A 19,927-nucleotide genomic window follows, 5' to 3' on the forward strand; every position below is an offset into this window, starting at 1 on the left:
AGCGAACTCGACCGCAGCCGGCAGACCTTCATCCTGTCCAACCACTACGACCAGCTCGAAAAGCAGCGCACCTTCATCGACACGCTGCTGCAGCTCGGCGCTGACGGCGTCATCATGTCGCCGGCCATCGGCACGCCAGCCGAGGACATCGTCATGGCCGAGGACAACGGCCTGCCGGCGGTGCTGATCGCGCGCAGCGTCGCCGGGGCCGACGTGCCGGTCTTCCGCGGCGACGACGCCTACGGCACGGCGCTGGCCACCAATCACCTGATCTCGCTCGGCCACAAGCGCATCGCCATGATCGGCGGCACCGATCAGACGTCGACCGGCCGCGACCGCTACCAGGGTTATCTCAACGCCATGGAGGCGGCGGGGCTTGAGGTCAGGCCGTCCTGGCGCATCGCCGGCCCGCGCACCAAACAGGCCGGGTTCGAGGCCGCCGGACAGTTTTTGGCGCTGAAGGACAAGCCGACCGCGGCCTGCTGCTGGAATGACCTCGTCGCCATCGGGCTGATGAACGGCATCGCGCGCGCCGGCCTGGTGCCGGGCGTCGACATCTCGGTCACCGGCTATGACGATCTGGAGGAGGCGGCAATCGCGACACCGGCATTGACCACGGTCTGGAATGGCCAGCGCGAGGTCGGCCGGCGTGCCGCCAGCGCGCTGCTCGACAAGCTCAATGGGCAGACGGTGCGGCCGTCGCAGGAACTGATCAAGCCGGAACTGCATGTGCGCCAGTCGACCGGCAAGCCGGTGGAGCGTGGATGACGAAGGCTGAACAGTTGCAGACCGTCGCCGTTCTGGTGCCGGGGCATTTCAACGACCACGCGGTTGAGCGCATCGACCGCACCTTCAAACGGGTCAGGATCGAACGCGCCGATGCGGCGCTGGTCACCGACGAAATGCGCCGTACGGTGCGCGCCATTGCTTCCTTCGCCGGCATCGATGCGGCGATGATGGATGCATTGCCCAACCTCGAACTCATCGCCTCTTTCGGCGTCGGCTATGATTCTGTCGATGCCGGCCATGCGGCGACGAAAAACATCATGGTCACAAACACGCCGGACGTGCTGACCGAGGAGGTCGCAGACACCACGATCGGCCTTTTGATCAACACAGTGCGCGAGCTGTATGCCGCCGAGAAATGGCTGCGCGACGGCAACTGGGTGAAGAAAGGCAGCTACCCGCTGAGCCGGCTGACCTTGCGCGGCCGAAGTGTCGGCATTTTCGGCATGGGCCGTATTGGGCAGGCCATTGCCCGGCGTCTGGAGGCCTTTGGATTGCCGGTCGCCTATCACAACCGGCGCCGCGTCGAAGGTCTTTCCCACCAGTACCATCCGACGCTGAAGGGCCTTGCCGACGCGGTCGATACGCTGATTTGCGTGGTACCGGGCGGCGCTTCCACGGAGAAGGCGATCAACGCCGAGATCCTGTCGGCGCTCGGCCCAAACGGCGTCTTCGTCAACATCGGCCGGGGTAGCACGGTGGACGAGACGGCGCTTGCCGCAGCGCTCGCCAGCGGCACGATCGCCGCCGCCGGCCTCGATGTCTTTGCCGACGAGCCGAACGTGCCCAAGGCGTTGCTGGTAGCGCCCAACACTTCACTGCTGCCGCATGTCGGCTCGGCCTCGCACCACACGCGCCGCGCCATGGCCGATCTCTGTGTCGACAATCTCGTATCCTGGTTCAGCGAGCGCCGGCCGCTGACGCCGGTGCCGGAGACGGCGCAGGTCAGGCCGCGCGGCTGACCCGGCCCGCCACACTTGTTAACGCCCGATTAACCCTTTTGAAATCATTCTGCATACTTCGTTATGCATAGGCAAAAGCCGCGGCGCGGTTCGGGCCTTGTACATGAAGGCAAGGTTTGAAGCGCGCCGGCGCGCCTCAAATGCACGGAGAGATCGGGTGAAGCTTATTCCTGCGTTGATGGCGGCGGCCGCGGTGGCCGGTGGCGTCCAGCCCTTTCACGGCGGCAGCGGCGAAAGCATCGCCAGTGAAACAGCCTCCTCCAGCAGCTACCGGCTGACCGCCAATGGCGACGAGGCGGCCTGCGCTGTCCGGCGCGGCGCCAATATGTCGGACGGCCTGTCGCTGCTGACCGTCGCCCCGAACTGCCGCAAGCTGCTGCCCGGCATCGAGCGGGCGAAATTCTGGCGCGAAGAGGCTGACGGCACGGTCGCCTTCAGCGCGAACGGCATCGATCCGATCGTCACTTTCAGCGTGGCCGATGGCGACGGCTACGAGTCCTACGCCCCGGTCACGCCGCTTCTGGCGCTGAGCCACGATTGAGGTTCGGCGGGCCTACTCCGCCGCCGCGCGGACCCCGGCTTTCGCCGCCGCATGCAGGCGCACCGCGTCGCCGAAAGCGCGGAAGATCCTGGCCGAGTTGTCGTCCGACTTGACCCAATATTCGGGATGCCACTGAACGCCGACCGCAAACGCGCGGGCATCCTTCACCGAAACCGCTTCGATCGTGCCGTCGGTGGCCAAGGCCTCGACCTGCAGCCTCGAGCCCAGCCGATCGATCCCCTGGCGGTGCAGCGAGTTGACCTTGATCTCGCCGGCGCCAAACACGCCGGCGAGGCAGCTGCCGGGCTTGATCGAAATCGTCTGATGGATGGCAAAGCGCTCGTTCTGATCGTCGCTCACCGCGGCGCGGTGGTCGAGCGACCCCTCACGCTCCTGGATCTCGGTGCCCAGCGTGCCGCCCAACGCGACATTCAGCTCCTGGATGCCGCGGCAGATGGCAAGTAGCGGCACGCCGCGCTCGATCGCCTTGCGGATCAGCGGCAGCGTAGTGGAATCGCGCGCCGGATCATACGGACCGTTCCGCTCGCTGGCGTCACCACCGTAGAGCGAGGGATGCACATTGGACTTCGAGCCGGTGACCATGACGCCGTCGACCGACGAGAGCAGCTCGTCGAAGTCGAGCCGGTCGCCGAAGGACGGCACCAGCAGCGGGAACACGCCGGCGCCGGCAAGCGCGGCTTCAAGATATTGCTGCGGGGCGGCATGCCAGGTGTAGTTGTCGAACTGGCGGACGTCGGTCGAGATGGCGACGAGCGGCTGCTGCATTTTGGATCCGGTTTCCGTTGAGGGCTAAGGAGCTATTCTGCCTACAAAATAGGCGATCCCAAGGCGCTTTTCCATGACAAGTTTTGGCAGGTCGCATAGGCCAGGCGGCAGGCCGTTAGACTATAGTTGCAGGTCGTGCGCCGAGAGCGCGCATTTCCCGCCAATGCCGCCGTTAAGCGCGGCCGCCGCGCTGGACTCGACCTGTTGCCCGTGTATTGTTTCGTCCGGGCCGAGCCGGGATATCGAGGATGTTCCCGAATGCCGGCCTGTTGATCCAAAAGGGAGGAACTGCATGGATCGTCGTTCATTCATCCGCAAGGCCGGCGTAACCGGCGTTGGCGCCGCGGCGGCGGCCGCGACGCTTGCCGCTCCGGCAATCGCCCAGTCCAACCCGAAGGTGACGTGGCGGCTTGCGTCGTCCTTCCCGAAGTCGCTCGACACGATCTATGGCGGCGCCGAGGTGTTCTCAAAGATGCTGTCGGAAGCGACCGACGGCAATTTCCAGGTGCAGGTCTTCGCCGCCGGCGAGCTGGTGCCCGGCCTGCAGGCGGCTGACGCCACCGCCGCCGGCACCGTCGAGGCCTGCCACACGGTGGCATACTACTACTGGGGCAAGGACCCGACCTGGGCGCTGGGCGCGGCGGTGCCGTTCTCGCTCAACGCGCGCGGCATCAATGCCTGGCACTATCACGGCGGCGGCATCGACCTGTTCAACGAATTCCTCGCCACACAGGGGCTTTTCGGCCTGCCGGGCGGCAATACCGGCGTGCAGATGGGCGGCTGGTTCCGCAAGCAGATCAACACCGTCGCCGACCTCTCCGGCCTGAAGATGCGCATCGGCGGCTTTGCCGGCAAGGTCGTGGCCAAGCTCGGCGTGGTGCCGCAGCAGATCGCCGGCGGCGATATCTATCCGGCGCTGGAGAAAGGCACCATCGACGCCGCCGAATGGGTCGGTCCGTATGACGACGAGAAGCTCGGCTTCTACAAGGTCGCGCCCTATTACTACTATCCCGGCTGGTGGGAAGGCGGCCCGACCGTCCACCTGATGTTCAATAAGGCCAAGTACGAAGAGCTGCCGGCAGCCTACAAATCGCTGGTGCGGACCGCCGCGCAGGCAACCGACGCCAACATGCTGCAGAAATACGACTATCTCAATCCGGCGGCGGTGAAGCGGCTGGTGGCCAGCGGCGCCAAGTTGCAACCGTTCAGCCAGGAGATCATGGCGGCCTGCTTCGAGAAGGCGAACGAGGTCTATGCCGAGATGGAAGCCTCGAACGCGCCGTTCAAGAAGATCTGGGAGTCGATCAAAGGTTTCCGCAAGGAGCACTATCTCTGGGCCCAGGTGGCCGAGTACAATTACGACACCTTCATGATGGTCCAGCAGCGCCAGGGCAAGCTGTAGGCTGGGATTAGCCCCTTCTCCCCGTCACTATACGGGGAGAAGGTCCCGGCAGGGGATGAGGGGCAGCGCCGGCTTCGGCGAACGAATCGCCTCGGGCTTAAGTGGCAGGCTGAAGACCCAATCTCGTGCCTTGTCTATCTGGGCATTGGCGCCGCCCCTCACCTGCCTGCCGGCAACCTCTCCCCGTCTAGGGACGGGGAGAGGGGCGCTGCGATCGACGGTTTCGCCAATTGCCAACGTTGCAAGCCGAAGGGCTGCGCTTCAGCCTCGGCCTGGCACCACCAGCACCTTGACCTCGCCGGGCGCGGGCGGGTTGGCGATCACCGCGGGCGCCTCTTCGAGCGTCACCTGTCTCGAGATCAGCCTGTCGACCTCGATCGCGCCGGTGGCGATGAGCTCGGCGGCGCGGCCATGAGTGTAGGGATTGAGGAAAGAGCCCAGGACCTTCAATTCCCGAAACAGCAAGTCGAAGGGCTCGAACGCCACCTGCATGCCTTGCGGCACCACGCCGACGATGACGACGGTGCCGCCGGCCTTCGCCAGCCGCATCGACTGTTCGACCGTATCGCGCACGCCGGCGCATTCGAACACCACGTCGACGCCGCCCGGCACCAGCCCGTCCGGTCCGGCAATTGCATCGATTACGTCGCCGGCGCCTGGATCGACTGAGGCCGTCGCGCCGAGCTCCTCGGCGAGCGCGCGGCGCGAGGCCTGGCGTGTCGACAGCACGACGGTCTTCGCCCCGGCAAGCCTTGCCAATTGCACGGTGAGCAGGCCGATGACGCCGCCACCCAGCACGACGACCGAGCCGCCCGGCTTGATCGCGGCGAGGTCGACGCCATGCAGGCAGCACGCCAACGGCTCGCAGAATGCGCCATGCGTCGGCTTGAGGCTCGGCGGCAGCCGGAAGGCCTGCTTCTGCGGCATCACGACATAGTCGGCGAAGCCGCCGTCGCGATGGATGCCGATGGCATTGAGATTGCGGCAAAGGTTGACCCGCCCGGCATGGCAATATGGGCATCGGCCGCAGGCGATGTTGGGGTCGCCGGTGACGCGGTCGCCGACGGAGAAGCCGGTCACCGACGACCCGATCGCCTCGATGATGCCCGAAAACTCATGCCCGGGCGTCACCGGCGGCTTGCAAGGAAACTCGCCATGGAAGAGATGGCGATCGGTGCCGCAGACGCCGCAGGCCTCGATCCGCACCAGCAGATCGTCCGCACCGGCCGACGGCTTGTCGACCTCGCGCAGCGCGATGCTGCCGACGGCCTCGAGGCGAACCGCTTTCACAACTGTCGAGCCTCCCACATCAATTGAAGTTCGGCGGCTGCGACAGGTCAGGCGACGGCGCCGCCGGCTTGGCGGGCAGCGGGTCGCCGAAGCTCGGTGGCTGGGACAGGTCGGTGGCCGGCGCCGCCGGTGCCGCGCCGCCATTGGCCGGCGCCGCCGGTGCCGCGCCGCCATTGGCCGGCGCCCCGGCGCCATCCGCCGGCGGCGTGCCGAGCGGCGACAGACCCGGCAGTTCCGGCACCTTGAGCTCGATGGTGCCGGGATCGACCACGGCGCCCTTGTAGTGCATCACCATTTGCGGGAAAGCGATGGTGAGCCCGATCATGATCACCTGGATGCCGACAAAGGGCACCGCGCCCCAATAGATCTGGCCGGTGGTGACCGGCGCGATCTGCTTGCCGGTGATGCGGTCGAGATAGGGCACGCGGGCGGCGACCGAGCGCAGGTAGAACAGCGCGAAGCCGAAGGGCGGATGCATGAAGGAAGTCTGCATGTTGACGCCGAGCAGCACGCCGAACCAGATCAGGTCGATGCCGAGCTTGTCGGCGGCGGGCGCGAGCAGCGGCACGATGATGAAGGCGAGCTCGAAGAAATCAAGGAAGAAGGCCAGCACGAAGACCAGCGCGTTGACGCCGATCAGGAAGCCGACCTCGCCGCCGGGCAGCGAGATCAAGAGATGCTCGACCCATTTTTGACCGTTGACGCCGTAGAAGGTCAGCGAGAAGACGCGCGCGCCGATCAGGATGAACAGCACGAAGGAGGACAGCCTGGTCGTCGAGGCCAGCGCCTGCTTGATGACGTCCAGCGACAGCCGCCCCTTTGCCGCCGCCATGATCAATGCGCCGACGGAGCCCATGGCACCGCCTTCGGTCGGGGTGGCGATGCCGAGGAAGATGGTGCCGAGCACCAGGAAGATCAGCGCCAACGGCGGGATCAGCACGATGATCACCTGCTGCGCCAGCCGGGACATCATGTTGATGTTCAGGCCCTTGTCGGCAATCGCCACGATATAGATCAGGATCACGCCGACGCAGGCGCCGAGAATGTCGGCATTGTCGCCATGTGCCGGCGCCAGATAGCGGTAGGCCGCGTAGGACAAAGCGACCGCAACCGCCAGCGCCACGATCAGCGACACCACGCCATGACCGAGCGTGCGGGCTTCGAGCGGCAGGGCCGGCATGGATTTCGGCCGGACGATCGACATGATCAGGATGTAAAGCATGTAGATGCCGGTAAGCACGAGGCCCGGGATCAGCGCGCCGGCATACATGTCGCCGACCGAGCGTCCCAACTGGTCGGCGAGCACGATCAGCACCAGCGACGGCGGGATGATCTGCGCCAGCGTGCCGGAAGCGGCGATGACGCCGGAGGCGACGCGACGGTCGTAGCCATAGCGCAGCATGATTGGCAGGGAGATCAGGCCCATGGCAATGACGGAAGCCGCCACGACACCGGTGGTGGCGGCAAGCAGCGCGCCGACGAAGATGACGGCATAGGCAAGGCCGCCGCGGATCGGCCCGAACAATTGGCCGATCGTATCGAGCAGGTCTTCCGCCATGCCGGATCGTTCCAGCACGATACCCATGAAGGTGAAAAACGGTATCGCCAGCAGCGTGTCGTTCGACATCACCCGGTTGCCGTAGAAGTTTTCCGGCAGTGCATACAGAAGTGGCCAGTCGAGTGTTATCGCCCCGCCCGAATGAGACGACAGCAATACGCCGATGCCGAAAAACAGCAGCCCGTTGGCGGCGAGCGAGAAGGCGACGGGGTAACCGATCAAAAGGAAGATGATCAGCGAGGCGAACATGATCGGCGCCATGTTCTGGGCGATGAACTCGATCATGGGCGCACCTCGCCGGCGAGCGCCTTGGCTTCTTCGGCGAGTGCTTTTGCCTCCAGCTCGGCCTGCTCATGCGCCGATATGAAGGGATTGGGATCGTCCATGTCGCCGCGCATGATGGCGATCTTCTTGATGATCTCGGAGATGCCCTGCAGCGCCAGCAGGAAGAAGCCGGCGAGCAGGATGGCCTTGGCCGGCCAGACGATCAGGCCGCCGGCATTGGTCGACATTTCGCCGCTGCGGAAGGACAGCGACACATAGGGCACGAAATAGATCACCATCAGGGTGACGAACGGCATCAGGAACAGCGTGTGGCCGAGCAGGTCGATCCAGTGCTGCACGCGGCGCGAGAACATGCCGTAGACGATGTCGATGCGGATATGGTCGTTCTGCTTCAGCGTGTAGGCGGCGGCCAGCATGAAGGCGGCGCCGAACAGGTACCATTGCAGTTCCAGCCAAGCATTGGAGGAGATATCGAACACCTTGCGGACGACGGCGTTGCCGGCGCTGACCAGGATCGCCAGCAGGATCAGCCACGACACCCATCTGCCGATGAACTCATTCACACGGTCGATCGTTCTGGATAGAGCGAGCAGCCCTGCCATGCATTCCTCCCTCCAAGCATCGGCTCGAAAATCGGTGTCGATTTTCGGAAAGCAAGATGCGTAATTCAAAATGTCGGAGGCGCGCCGGCTCCCCTAATTTTCCGTCGCGCCGCAGTGGCCCAACGGTATGCCGTGCGTGGCGCGGCGGGTCAACATGGCAGAGACGCGGTCAACACGGTTGTGAGGCGGGGACGCCGATAATCCGCCGGCAAACGGGGAACAATGCAACCAAAGTCTGATAGGGTCAGGCGATCTTCTGCTGATCTCGGCCGGCACCGATCAGCACCAGCATGGCGACGAGGAACAGATACATCCAGGCATCGCGCCATTCGAGCGGGAAATAGCCGGCCCACAGCGATTCGGCCATGCCGAAGGCGGCGGCGCCAAGGGCGGCGCGCGGCGGCGAGAGGTAGCCGCCGACCGCCGTCACAAACAGGACCTTCAAGCCGTAGACCAGCCCGGTCCCGAAGCTGATGTTGCCGTAGTAGATGCCGGCAAGCACACCGGCGAGCGCGGCGCAGAAGCCGCCGAACAGCACTGCGTGGCGAAACACCGCGCGCACGTCGACGCCGCACATCGCCGCCGCCTTGGGGTCGTCGGAGACGGCGCGCCAGCGCCGGCCGAAGCTCGAGCGGGCAAAGGCCCAGGCAGCAAGGATGATGGCCGCCAGCACGGCGGCGCAGTCGAGCAATTGGATCAGCGTCAGCGTCGCCTTGAAGCCGTCGTGCTCGGCGAAGATCACCGGCACGGCCAGCATCGGCGGCAGCCAGAGATCGTGGGTGTCGGCGGCGATGCGGCTGGCCTCTGACAGGAACAGCAATATGCCCAGCGTCGTCACCACTATGGCGTTGGGCGAACGGTCGGCCAGCGGTTCGAAGACGCTGCGCGACAGGACATGGCTGATCAGCGCCGCGTAGAGGAAGGCCGCCAGCACGCCGAGCGCGACGGCGGCGTAGAGCGTCAGCCACAGCGCCTGATAGCCGAAGGCGGCGGTCAGGATCATGGCGTGGCCGCAAAAGGCGAACACGGCGCCATAGGCCAGGTTGGTGCGATGCAGGATGCCATTGGTCAGCACATAGCCGAAGGCGAGAAGCGCATAGAGCGCGCCCGAATGCAGCCCGTTCAGAATCTGCTGGAAGAAATAGAGCATGCACAAACCTCGGAGCATGTCGCCCAAAAGTGCTTGGCGGTTTTGGGGCGACGACATGCTCGAAACAGAGGCCGCGGCAACTCGCGACCTGTGCGGAAGGTTGCATTCGGAATCTAACTTGTCAAACGCGATTTATCGGTTAGATTTCTGGCATGACGGTATCCTGGACCCCGCACCGCTTCACCGGCGGCATTCTGGCGCTCGACACCGCGAACACCGTCGTGCTGCGCAACGACCCGGAAAAGACCTTCGACCGTTTCGACAATCCGGCGGAGATCGCGCGCTTCGCCGAGGCGGCGAGCTGTTTCCGCGCCAGCGAGCTTGGCGGCCGAAGGCTGGAGGCGCCGGCACCGGCGGCGATCGCGCCGGTGGTGCTGTCGATCCGCGAGACGACCGACCGCCTGTTCCGCAACGCCGTGGCCAAGGGCACTATCGCCACCGGCGACCTGCCCGGTTTCCTGGCAGCCTGCGCCGACGGCCTGGCGGAGGGCCGTACCGAAATCGGCGGGCCGGGCCGGCCGTTCGGCGATCCGGCGACGCCGATCGCCTTCGAGGCGGCGCTGGCCGTCTCGGCGCTGTCGCTGCTGCGCGGCGATACGGTGGCGAGGCTCAGGATCTGTCCCAACTGCAGCTGGCTGTTCGTCGACCGCAGCCGCAATTCCAGCCGCCTCTGGTGCGACATGGCAGTGTGCGGCAACCGGCAGAAGGCAAACCGCTATTACCGCCGCCGCACGGCGGCCAGGGAGGCTACCAATGTTTAGGAAAAATTCGCGCTCGATGGTTTTCGGCGCCGCGCTGCTGGCGGTGGCGGCGCTTGGCGCCTGCCGTGATTCCGGCAAGGAGCAGTTGTTCGCCATTTCCGGCAAGCTGTTCGAGTTCAATTACCGGCTGGGCATCGCCACCTATGTCGTCACCCTCAATCCGCTCCGGCCGATGGGAGAAGGCCAGGTCGCGGTGGTCAGCTTCCAGAACCCGGCCGGGGGCGATCCGATCATCGTCAACCAGAAGATCTGGCCAAAGCTGCCGCATATAACGCTGACCAGCCCGCCACTCACCTGCGTGGTCAAGGACAAGCCCTACTCAATCTCGATCCGCATCGAGGACGCCAATGGCACGCTGCTGCAAAGCTTCGAGACGACGCTGACCTCGTCGATGGATCAGTCGGTGCTGCCCGACCGCCCGTTGGTGGTCGGCCCGGTCTACGAGCTCAACAAGGACATGGTCGGTCATGTCGACGGCAAGCTGCCGGGCGAGCCGAAGCCCGACTGCTCGAAGGCTACCTGACGTTCAGGTCGCTGGAATTTTCGTGCCCGGCTGAACCGCCCTAAGTGCCGTCGCATGCGTCAACGGCCGCCGATTGGACTGTCTGTTGCGCGTCGTCTGGCACCTGCGATTTCGTTTGACCTCTCCGGCAAGGGGAGAAAGAGTGCGGCGTCCCACTCCGACGTAGGCTGCGCGATTCCGTGCGCCTCCGCGAAGGAAATGCCTGATGACGCTGCATGACGTCGCGCTCGACGACAAGTTCGACCTTGGCAAGGAGCGCATCTTCCTTTCCGGCGCGCAGGCCGTCATCCGCATGCTCCTTATGCAGCGCGAGCGCGATCGCCGCGCGGGCCTGAATACCGCCGGCTTCGTCTCCGGCTATCGCGGATCGCCGCTCGGCGGTCTCGACATGCAGCTGTGGAGAGCCAAGAAGCAGCTGGCGCAGTCCGACATCGTCTTCCAGCCCGGCCTCAACGAAGAGCTGGCCGCCACCGCCTGCTGGGGCACCCAGCAGGCCGAATTGCTGGGCGAAGGCACGCATGACGGCGTCTTTTCGGTCTGGTACGGCAAGGGGCCGGGCGTCGATCGCTCCGGCGACGTGTTCCGCCACGCCAATCTCGCCGGCTCGTCGAAGCATGGCGGCGTGCTTGCCCTGATGGGCGACGACCATATGGCCGAATCGTCGACCAACGCGCATGCTACCGAATTCCTGTTCGTCGACACCATGGTGCCGATCCTCAACCCGGCCGGCGTGCAGGAGATCATCGACTACGGGCTCTACGGCTTTGCCATGTCGCGCTTCGCCGGCACCTGGGCGGCGATCAAATGCGTCAAGGACAACATCGAATCGACCGCTTCCGTCGATGCCTCGCTCGAGCGGCTCAAGATCGTCGTGCCGCCCTTCGACATGCCGCCCGGCGGCCTCAATATCCGCCACGAGATCGACATGCTCGGCCAGGAGGAGCGGCTGCACGAGTACAAGCGCAACGCCGCATCCGCCTTCATCCACGCCAACGGGCTGAACCGCATCGTCTATTCGGGCGGACGCAACCCGAAGCTCGGCGTCATCACCATCGGCAAGAGCTACCTCGACGTGCGCCAGGCGCTGGAGGATATCGGCATCGACGAGGCTGCCGCCAACCGCATCGGCATCCGCCTGTTCAAGGTCGGCTGCCCGTGGCCGCTCGACCTGCAGCATGTCGCCGACTTCGCCCGCGGCCTCGACACCATCGTCGTCGTCGAGGAGAAGCGCTCGCTGATCGAGGTGCAGCTGCGCGAAAACCTCTACCGCACCGCCAGCCAGCCGGTCATCGTCGGCAAAAAGGACGAGCGCGGCGACTGGCTGTTCCCGGCCAAGGGCGCGCTCGACCCGAACGAGATCGCTATCGCGCTGGGAGAGCGGATCCTGCGCACCATCGGTCCGTCGGAGGAGATCGCGGCGCGGGTGGCGAAACTGGGCCAGTTCCAGGCCATGCTCGCCGACACCGTCGACATCGGCTCGCGCACGCCCTTCTTCTGCTCCGGCTGCCCGCACAATTCCTCGACCAAGGTGCCGGACGGGTCGCTGGCCGCCGCCGGCATCGGCTGCCATTTCATGGCGCTGTGGATGGACAGGAACACCGTCGGCTTCACGGCGATGGGTGGCGAAGGCGCTCAGTGGGTCGGCCAGGCGCCGTTCTCGAAACGCGGCCACATCTTCCAGAATCTCGGCGACGGCACCTACAATCACTCCGGCGCGCTGGCGATCCGCTTCGCGCTGTCGAGCGATGCCAACATCACCTACAAGATCCTCTACAACGACGCCGTCGCCATGACCGGCGGCCAGCCGCATGAGGGCGGGCTGACCGTCGACATGATCGCCAGGCAGGTGCGGGCCGAAGGCGTCGAGCGCATCGCCATCGTCACCGACGAGCCGGACAAATACGCGGGGAAGGCCGACTTCCCGGCTGGCGCGACCATCCATCACCGCGACGACCTCGACCTCGTCCAGCGCGAATTGCGCGGGGTCAAGGGCATCTCCGTGCTCCTCTACGACCAGACCTGCGCCGCCGAGAAGCGCCGCCGCCGCAAGCGCGGCACCTTCCCCGACCCCGACAAACGCGTCTTCATCAACGAGCTGGTCTGCGAGGGGTGCGGCGATTGCGGCGTGCAATCCAACTGCGTGTCGATCCAGCCGGTCGAGACCGAATTCGGCCGCAAGCGGCGCATCGACCAGTCGAGCTGCAACAAGGATTTCTCCTGCGTCAACGGCTTCTGCCCGTCCTTCGTTACCGTGCACGGCGCCAAGATCAGGAAGGCCGAAGGCATCGCCGGCAGGACCGACCCGCTCGACGGCGTGCCCGCACCGGCCGAGTTTTCGCTCGGCGCGCAGGGCTGGGCCGGGATCATCGACGGCGTCGGCGGCACTGGCGTCGTCACCATCGGCGCGGTGCTCGGCATGGCGGCGCATCTCGAAGGCAAGGGCTGCGGCATGATCGACATGGCCGGCCTTGCCCAGAAGGGCGGCTCGGTGTTCACCCATGTGCGCATCGCGCGCACGCCGGACGAAATCCACGCCATCCGCGTTTCGGCCGGCAAAGCCGACCTGGTGCTCGGCTGCGACCTCGTCGTATCCGGCGCGCAGAAGGTGCTGGCCGCTGTGCGCGAGAACCACACCATCTTCCTTGCCAACACCGCCGAGATCATGCCCGGCGAATTCACCCGTTCGGCCGATTTCTCGCTGCCCGTCGAGCGGCTGAAAAAGGCGATCCGCACTGCTGCCGGCGACGGCAAGGCGCATTTCTTCGATGCCACCCGGACCGCCACCCAATTGTTCGGCAATTCGCTCGGCGCCAACATGTTCATGCTCGGCTTCGCCTTCCAGCATGGCGGGCTGCCGCTGTCGGCCGAGGCGGTCGAGAAGGCTATTGAGCTGAATGGCGAGGCGGTTGCTATGAACGTCGCCGCGTTTCGCTGGGGCCGTCGCGCCGCGCATCAGCCGGGTTTCGTGCGCGGCCTCGTTAGCCAGCCGGGCAAGGCGGCCATCGCGCCCGCCGAGACGCTGGACGAGATCATCGCCCGTCGCGTCATTTTCCTGACCGGCTACCAGAACGCAGCCTACGGCAAGCGCTATGCCGAGAGGCTCGCCACGCTGCGCTCTGCGGAGGCCAAGGCGGTGCCGGGCTCGACGGTGGTGACCGAAGCTGCCGCCCGCAACCTGTTCAAGCTGATGGCGATCAAGGACGAATACGAGGTGGCGCGCCTCTATACCGATGGTTCCTTCGCGGCCGAGCTGTCCAAGCAGTTCCAGAGCTACGAGAAATTGGAATTCCATCTGGCGCCGCCGATCCTCGGCCGGCGCGGCAATGACGGCAAACCGAAAAAGTCGAGCTTCGGGCCGTGGATGCTGAAAGGGTTGCGCTTGCTCTCGGCGCTGAAAGGCCTGCGCGGCACGGCTTTCGACCTCTTCAGCCTTACCGCCGAGCGGCGCAGGGAGCGGCAGCTTCTGGCGCAATACGAAGCCGATCTGGAGTTGATCGCGTCAGCACTTTCGCCTGGCGGGATCGAGGCGGCCGCAGCGCTTGCCTCGGTGCCGGCACTGATCCGCGGCTACGGCCATGTCCGGCAGGCCAGCGCCGAAAAGGCCGCCGGCGAGCGTTCGAGACTGGTAGAACGCCTTGTGAAAGCGACGGAAAGGCCCGAACTCCAGGCCGCCGAATGACCCGAGAAGCGCCCGAAAATCAGGCGTTTCAGCCCAGGCTAAAGGTTTTTTAATGGGACTATGGCAAGGCTGGGGCTCAATGGGCGCCAGTAATGGGCAGAACAAAAACCGATAACATCCCCGTGGATGTTTATATCCAGTTTGTGCGCTCGTTGTTCGACAACGCGCACATGCTGGTCATCGGCGCGAGCTGCCACGCCATCGTCAGCCTCATGGTCTACTGGCGCAACGGCCAGTCGGTTTTTCTCATCCTTGCCGCGGCGCTGCTTGGTATCGGCGTTTGGCGTTACTTCAGCCTGCGGCGCTTCCATCGCTCGGGCGGCGAGATCCGCGACGCCGCGGATGCGACGCGGTGGGAGCGCGAATATATACTGAAAGGCAGCCTGCAGGGGCTGCTGCTGGGGCTCTTTTGCTTCATTTCCATCTACGTCTACTCGGATTCCTATGCCGAGATCGGAGCGCTTGCCATAACGCTCGGCTCGCTGGTGACAGTCGTTGGCCGGAACTACGGCTCGCCGCGCATGGTCATGATCTTCGCGGTGACCTTCGTCGGACCGATCGCCGCAGCCCTCATCCTCAGGGTCGACATCCCCTATGTCGTGCTCGGGCTGCTAATCATCCCCTTCATGTTCATCATCAAGGGCAGCGCCGACCACGTCCGCAACGTGCTGTTCTCGGCCGTCGTCGGACACAAGCAGGCGCGGCAGCTGGCGCAGCGCTTCAACCGGGCCCTCAACACCATGTCGCATGGCCTGGTCATGCTTGGCCCCGACGGCAAGGTGGTGGTTGGCAACGCCGAAGCCGCCCATCTGATGTCGCTCAAATCGCCGGACCAACTGCTCGGGCGTTCGATCCATTCGCTGCTCATGCGCGGCGTTGCCGGCGGCATGCTGGCGCCGAAGGACTGCCGCTATGTCGAGGCACAGCTGACGCGCGCGCTGCGCGAGGGACGCGACCGCAAGGTTCTGGTGTCGTTCTCCAATGGCCAGCACTTCGAATTCTCGGCGCGCGAGGGCAGCCAGGACCTTGGCGTCATCACCTTCGAGGACGTCACCGCGCGTGTCGAGGCGGAGGAGAAAATCCGCTTCATGGCGCGCTACGACAACCTTACTGGCCTGCCTAACCGCGCCTATTTCCACGAGCTGGTCGGGGAACTGATGGCCTCCGGCGACCGGGATCGCCTGTGCGGCCTGGCGGTGGTCGACCTCGACGATTTCAAGAGCGTCAACGACACGCTCGGCCATCCCGTCGGCGACGGCCTGATCTATGCCGTCGCGGAACGTCTGGCGGCCATTGCCGGGCAAGGCATCACCGTAAGCCGTTTCGGCGGTGACGAATTCATGATCTTCTTCGACCGCATAGAGGACGAAAGCCACCTGAGCGGCCTACTCGACCTGATCTTCGCCGACCTGCAGGGCGAGGTCGACGTCGCCGGTCACGGGCTGCGCATCCAGGCCAGCGCCGGCGCGGTGCTGTCCAAGGTCGAGGACACCGACGTCGACGCCATGATCGTCAAGGCCGACCTAGCGCTCTACAAGGCCAAGGAACTCGGCAAGAACAACTGGCGGCTGTTCGAAGCATCGATGGACGCCGCCTTCCGTAACCGCCAGCTGATGAAGGCGGACCTGCGCAGCGCCGTGGAAAGCAAGGGGTTGCGCGTGGTCTATCAGCCGATCGTATCGATGAGCACTATGCGCATCGCCAGCTGCGAGGCCCTGTGCCGCTGGGACCATCCCGATCTCGGGCCGATTTCGCCCAGCATCTTCATCCCGCTGGCCGAGGAGATGGGCATCATCTCCGAGATCAGCACCTTCGTGCTGCAAGCGGCCTGCGCCGAATGCGCCAAATGGCCGGACCAGACCAGCGTCTCGGTCAACCTCTCCGCCAAGGATTTCCGTAACCACGACGTCATCCAGAAGGTCCGCGATGCGCTGGCCGCATCCGGGCTCGCGGCCGGCCGCCTCGAGATCGAGGTCACCGAGACCGCGCTGCTCGACGACAAGTCGCTGACGCGCCAGTACATCGAGGAGCTGAAGCAACTCGGCGTACGCATCGCGCTCGACGATTTCGGCACCGGCTATTCCAGCCTGAGTTATCTCCACAAGCTGCCGCTCGACAAGATCAAGATCGACCGTTCGTTCCTGATGGACGTCACCCAGAACCCGCGTTCGCTCGACCTCTTGAAGGGGGTCGTCGACCTGACCCGGATCCTCGGCCTTACCGTCACGGTCGAAGGCGTAGAGACCTTCGAGCAGCTCAAGATCCTGCTGCACTCGGTGAAGCCTGACCTGGTCCAGGGCTTCCTCTTCGGCGCCGCGCTGAGCGCGTCGGGCATTGAGACCATGTCCAACGTGACCTGGCCTTTCGCCGCCGAATTGCGGCCCGCCGCGAAGCTCGCCGCCACCTGAATATCCGTCAAAAAACCCCGTTTGCCCGCCCTTGGGGTTTAACCATTTGTTAACGTTAATTTAGAGTAAACGAAAAAGCTCGGAATTTCGCTTCTGGTTCCTTCACCTGTTCGCTATTGTCCTTTTGCGGTGGCACGAGGGCAAAAAAAGTGGAAGCTCAGTTAGTGGGTACGCCCCTGGCGGCGTCTAAAGCCAGGGGTCAGCATCGTCCCTCGGTGTTTTCAGATCACATCATGGAAGTTCTGGATCACATCGAATATCGCCTTTGCGACGGTGCCGAAGACCTTGAGGCGATCTATCGGCTTCGGTACAATTCCTACCTTCATGCAGGCATGGTGAAGTCCGATGCTTCCCGCATGGTGAAGGACAGGTTCGACGATCTTCCGAATTCCTATCGCTTTGGCGTGTTCTTCGATGGCGCACTCGTCAGCACCATCAGAATTCACTACGCCAACGCGAAATATCCTGTCTCCCCCAGCACCGACGTGTTCGGCGATGTGCTGGCCCGGCGCCTGGCGGCCGGCGAAACCTTCGTCGATCCGAGCCGGTTCGCCGCCGATCTCGAGTGGTCGAGCAGCCTGCGCGTGCTGCCCTATGTGACGCTGAGGCTTGCGGTCGTTGCCTGCAGCCATTTCAAGCCGACCTTTTGCCTGACGGCCATCAAGGAAGAGCATTCCGCCTTCTATCATCGCATCTTCCGATCCGAGCAGGCGGTGCCTCCGCGGAACTATCCGGGACTTACCGTCCCCGTGCATCTGTTCCAGTCGAAGTGCTCCGACAACATGCAGGCGACGCTGGACCGCTTCCCGTTCTTCAATTCCACGACGTTCGAACAGCGCATGCTTTTCCAGCGCCCCAAGCGGGGCGAGTTGGCGCCGCTGACCATCCTGCCCACCGCCAAATACTTCGAAGCGGCCTGAGCCTCGCAGCTTTTTCTCGGCTGTTGCCGTACCGAAGCCCGCGACATTTTGTTGGACGACATGCGTCGGCCGGAGCCTTCCGGGCGCGCCCGCGTTGTAAGGAGCGACAGGCACCGCCTGCAGATTGTATCGCCTGGAGCGGCGATCACCACTTTTGGAAAGGACCCCGACATGACCATTTCCGCGCTTACGCTGACCCCGTTGATCTCGCTGATCGCCGGCGTGCTGATCCTGGTCATGCCCAGGCTGCTGAACTACATCGTCGCGCTCTATCTGATCATCGCCGGCCTGCTCGGATTGTTCCCGCATCTCGCCGGCTGACGGGCCTGCCAAGCCGCCGCCTTCAACTTTCCTTTGAGGCTGTTGTGCCGGGCGATGCGGCAATAGCGCCATTGCTCTGCGTCCAGCTTTTCGCTATGTGCCTCCAAGATGTCTTCGAAGGGGTATTCCTATGGCTGATCACACGCCGACCGGTCCTGTCGAACTGGGCGCGAAGATGGACTATGCCGAGCATGACCGCACCTATGCGGGCTTCCTGGCGCTGGCCAAATACGGTTCGCTCTTTTGCCTCGCCGTGATGATTTCGATGGCTTTCGGCTTCTTCGTGGGCGGCTTCTTCTCGGCGGTCATCCTCTGGGCCGTGATCCTGGCCGCCGGCTTCTTCATTCTCCGGTAGACGTTCCAAACCCTTTGCCTCGGACGTCGCCGGAGGCCCCGGCCGGCGTCCCGCGCAGACAGGTTCCAGCCGAAAGGATCATGCGGTGGGGCAGACGGTTTTCATCCCTCGTGAGCTTGACGCGAACGAGCCGCGCGTTGCTGTCTCGCCGGACACGGTGAAGCGACTGGCCGGCCTCGGCTTCGAGGTGGTGGTCGAAAAAGGCGCGGGCACCGGCTCGCGCATCCCCGACGAGGAATTCGCCAAGGCGGGCGCCGCGATCGGCAAGGCCGCCGATGCCTCGAAGGCCGATGTCGTGCTCAAGGTGCGCCGACCGACGGACGCCGAGCTCAAGGGCTACAAGCAAGGTGCCGCCGTCATCGCCATCATGGATCCCTACGGCAACGACGCGGCCGTCGCCGCCATGGCCGAGGCCGGCATCACCGCTTTCTCGATGGAGTTCATGCCGCGCATCACCCGCGCGCAGGTGATGGATGTGCTGTCCTCGCAGGCCAATCTCGCCGGCTACCAGGCGGTGATCGATGCGGCTGCCGAATATGACCGGGCGCTGCCGATGATGATGACGGCGGCCGGCACCGTGCCGGCGGCCAAGGCCTTCATCATGGGCGTCGGCGTCGCCGGCCTGCAGGCCATCGCCACCGCGCGCCGGCTTGGCGCCGTGGTCACCGCCACCGACGTGCGTCCGGCGGTGAAGGAGCAGGTGCAGTCGCTCGGCGCGAAATTCCTGGCCGTCGAGGACGAGGAGTTCAAGGCGGCCGAGACGGCGGGCGGCTATGCCAAGGAAATGTCGAAGGAATACCAGGCCAAGCAGGCGGCACTGACCGCCGAGCACATCGCCAAGCAGGATATCGTCATCACCACGGCGCTGATTCCCGGACGTCCGGCGCCGAAGCTGGTGTCGGCGGCGATGGTCGCCTCGATGAAGCCGGGCTCGGTGATCGTCGACCTTGCGGTCGAGCGCGGCGGCAATGTCGAGGGCGCGCAAGCCGGCAAGGTCGTGACCACGGCCAATGGCGTCAAGATTGTCGGCCATCTCAACGTGCCGGGCCGCGTCGCTGCGTCGGCCTCCCTGCTCTATGCCAAAAACCTGTTCGCATTCCTCGAGACGCTGGTCGACAAGGAGAGCAAGTCGCTTGCCATCAAGCGCGACGACGAACTGGTCAAGGCGACCATGCTGACCGATGCTGGCCAAGTGGTGCACCCCAACTTCGCCAAGGCCGACCAGCAGCCGCGCGTTGAACCGGCGGCAATCCCGGCGACGACCATGGCCGCCGACGCCGCGCCGAAAGCCGCGCCCAAAAAGGCGGCTGACAAGAAAAGCACAAGCAAGCCCGCTGCCAAGTCGAAGGGGATCGCGTGATGGACGCCTTGCAGAAAGCCCTCGACCAGCTCGATCAGGCAACCGCCGCGGTCAGGCTCGCGGTGCACGATCTGGCCACCGCCCCAGCCGCCGAGGCAGCGGGCGACGCCGCTCATGCGCTCTCCGGCGGCGCCATCGACCCCTTCGTCTTCCGCTTCGCCATCTTCGTGCTGGCGATCTTCGTCGGCTACTACGTCGTCTGGTCGGTCACGCCGGCCCTGCACACGCCGCTGATGGC

The 19,927-nt window shown here is 64.8% G+C and carries 17 protein-coding genes and 1 pseudogene; 13 read left to right on the top strand and 5 right to left on the bottom strand.

Annotated elements, in window-relative coordinates; translation table 11 throughout:
- The 3 genes from EN742_RS01165 to EN742_RS01175 form a co-directional block, all read left to right on the top strand.
- On the top strand, window positions 1–768 hold a 768-nt coding region (locus EN742_RS01165), incomplete at its 5' end, for a substrate-binding domain-containing protein (RefSeq protein WP_245492217.1).
- Window positions 765–1,748, top strand: a complete 984-nt coding sequence (locus tag EN742_RS01170; protein ID WP_127405706.1) for a 2-hydroxyacid dehydrogenase — start codon at window positions 765–767, stop codon at window positions 1,746–1,748. The genes EN742_RS01165 and EN742_RS01170, both read left to right, overlap by 4 nt.
- Window positions 1,749–1,905: 157 nt before the next feature.
- Window positions 1,906–2,289 (top strand): hypothetical protein, encoded by a 384-nt coding sequence (locus tag EN742_RS01175; protein ID WP_189375087.1) that lies wholly within the window; start codon window positions 1,906–1,908, stop codon window positions 2,287–2,289.
- A 12-nt stretch (window positions 2,290–2,301) separates the two neighbouring features.
- Here EN742_RS01175 and EN742_RS01180 read toward each other — a convergent pair whose 3' ends face one another.
- On the bottom strand, window positions 2,302–3,075 hold the full coding sequence (locus EN742_RS01180; protein ID WP_126056993.1) for a gamma-glutamyl-gamma-aminobutyrate hydrolase family protein: 774 nt from the start codon (window positions 3,073–3,075) through the stop codon (window positions 2,302–2,304).
- A gap of 292 nt (window positions 3,076–3,367) precedes the next feature.
- Here EN742_RS01180 and EN742_RS01185 point away from each other — a divergent pair, with 292 nt between their 5' ends.
- On the top strand, window positions 3,368–4,477 hold the full coding sequence (locus EN742_RS01185; RefSeq protein ID WP_126056994.1) for a TRAP transporter substrate-binding protein: 1,110 nt from the start codon (window positions 3,368–3,370) through the stop codon (window positions 4,475–4,477).
- A 261-nt stretch (window positions 4,478–4,738) separates the two neighbouring features.
- Here the strand turns inward: EN742_RS01185 and EN742_RS01190 are convergent, their stop codons facing one another.
- The 4 genes from EN742_RS01190 to EN742_RS01205 form a co-directional block, all read right to left on the bottom strand.
- Complete coding sequence (locus EN742_RS01190; protein WP_126056995.1) at window positions 4,739–5,767, bottom strand: zinc-dependent alcohol dehydrogenase family protein; 1,029 nt, start codon at window positions 5,765–5,767, stop codon at window positions 4,739–4,741.
- A gap of 19 nt (window positions 5,768–5,786) precedes the next feature.
- On the bottom strand, window positions 5,787–7,610 hold the full coding sequence (locus tag EN742_RS01195; protein ID WP_127405360.1) for a TRAP transporter large permease subunit: 1,824 nt from the start codon (window positions 7,608–7,610) through the stop codon (window positions 5,787–5,789).
- A complete protein-coding gene (locus tag EN742_RS01200; protein ID WP_126056997.1) occupies window positions 7,607–8,212 on the bottom strand; it encodes a TRAP transporter small permease subunit in 606 nt (201 codons plus the stop codon). Before EN742_RS01200 ends, EN742_RS01195 begins: the two co-directional genes overlap by 4 nt.
- A gap of 244 nt (window positions 8,213–8,456) precedes the next feature.
- On the bottom strand, window positions 8,457–9,362 hold the full coding sequence (locus tag EN742_RS01205; RefSeq protein ID WP_126056998.1) for a branched-chain amino acid ABC transporter permease: 906 nt from the start codon (window positions 9,360–9,362) through the stop codon (window positions 8,457–8,459).
- A gap of 152 nt (window positions 9,363–9,514) precedes the next feature.
- Between EN742_RS01205 and EN742_RS01210 the strand changes: the two genes are divergently transcribed.
- The 9 genes and pseudogenes from EN742_RS01210 to EN742_RS01250 form a co-directional block, all read left to right on the top strand.
- Window positions 9,515–10,123, top strand: a complete 609-nt coding sequence (locus EN742_RS01210) for a CGNR zinc finger domain-containing protein (RefSeq protein WP_126056999.1) — start codon at window positions 9,515–9,517, stop codon at window positions 10,121–10,123.
- A complete protein-coding gene (locus EN742_RS01215; protein ID WP_189375088.1) occupies window positions 10,116–10,646 on the top strand; it encodes a hypothetical protein in 531 nt (176 codons plus the stop codon). The genes EN742_RS01210 and EN742_RS01215 overlap by 8 nt, the downstream gene beginning before the upstream one ends.
- A gap of 196 nt (window positions 10,647–10,842) precedes the next feature.
- Window positions 10,843–14,325: pseudogene (locus EN742_RS01220) on the top strand (indolepyruvate ferredoxin oxidoreductase family protein); the annotation flags it as partial.
- A 92-nt stretch (window positions 14,326–14,417) separates the two neighbouring features.
- On the top strand, window positions 14,418–16,733 hold the full coding sequence (locus EN742_RS01225) for an EAL domain-containing protein (RefSeq protein WP_126057001.1): 2,316 nt from the start codon (window positions 14,418–14,420) through the stop codon (window positions 16,731–16,733).
- A 233-nt stretch (window positions 16,734–16,966) separates the two neighbouring features.
- Window positions 16,967–17,653, top strand: coding sequence for an acyl-homoserine-lactone synthase (locus EN742_RS01230; protein ID WP_245482268.1), 687 nt, complete (start codon window positions 16,967–16,969; stop codon window positions 17,651–17,653).
- A 171-nt stretch (window positions 17,654–17,824) separates the two neighbouring features.
- A complete protein-coding gene (locus EN742_RS01235) occupies window positions 17,825–17,974 on the top strand; it encodes a DUF3096 domain-containing protein (RefSeq protein ID WP_126057002.1) in 150 nt (49 codons plus the stop codon).
- A 130-nt stretch (window positions 17,975–18,104) separates the two neighbouring features.
- Window positions 18,105–18,329: an aa3-type cytochrome c oxidase subunit IV gene (locus tag EN742_RS01240; RefSeq protein WP_126057003.1), complete on the top strand. Its 225-nt coding sequence runs from the start codon at window positions 18,105–18,107 to the stop codon at window positions 18,327–18,329.
- 85 nt (window positions 18,330–18,414) lie between these two features.
- Window positions 18,415–19,689, top strand: a complete 1,275-nt coding sequence (locus EN742_RS01245; protein ID WP_127405362.1) for a Re/Si-specific NAD(P)(+) transhydrogenase subunit alpha — start codon at window positions 18,415–18,417, stop codon at window positions 19,687–19,689.
- Window positions 19,689–19,927, top strand: a 239-nt coding sequence (locus EN742_RS01250) for a proton-translocating transhydrogenase family protein (RefSeq protein WP_189375089.1), incomplete at its 3' end; no start/stop codon positions are given. The genes EN742_RS01245 and EN742_RS01250, both read left to right, overlap by 1 nt.

It is taken from the genome of Mesorhizobium sp. M4A.F.Ca.ET.020.02.1.1, assembly GCF_004022645.1.
Lineage (GTDB): Bacteria > Pseudomonadota > Alphaproteobacteria > Rhizobiales > Rhizobiaceae > Mesorhizobium.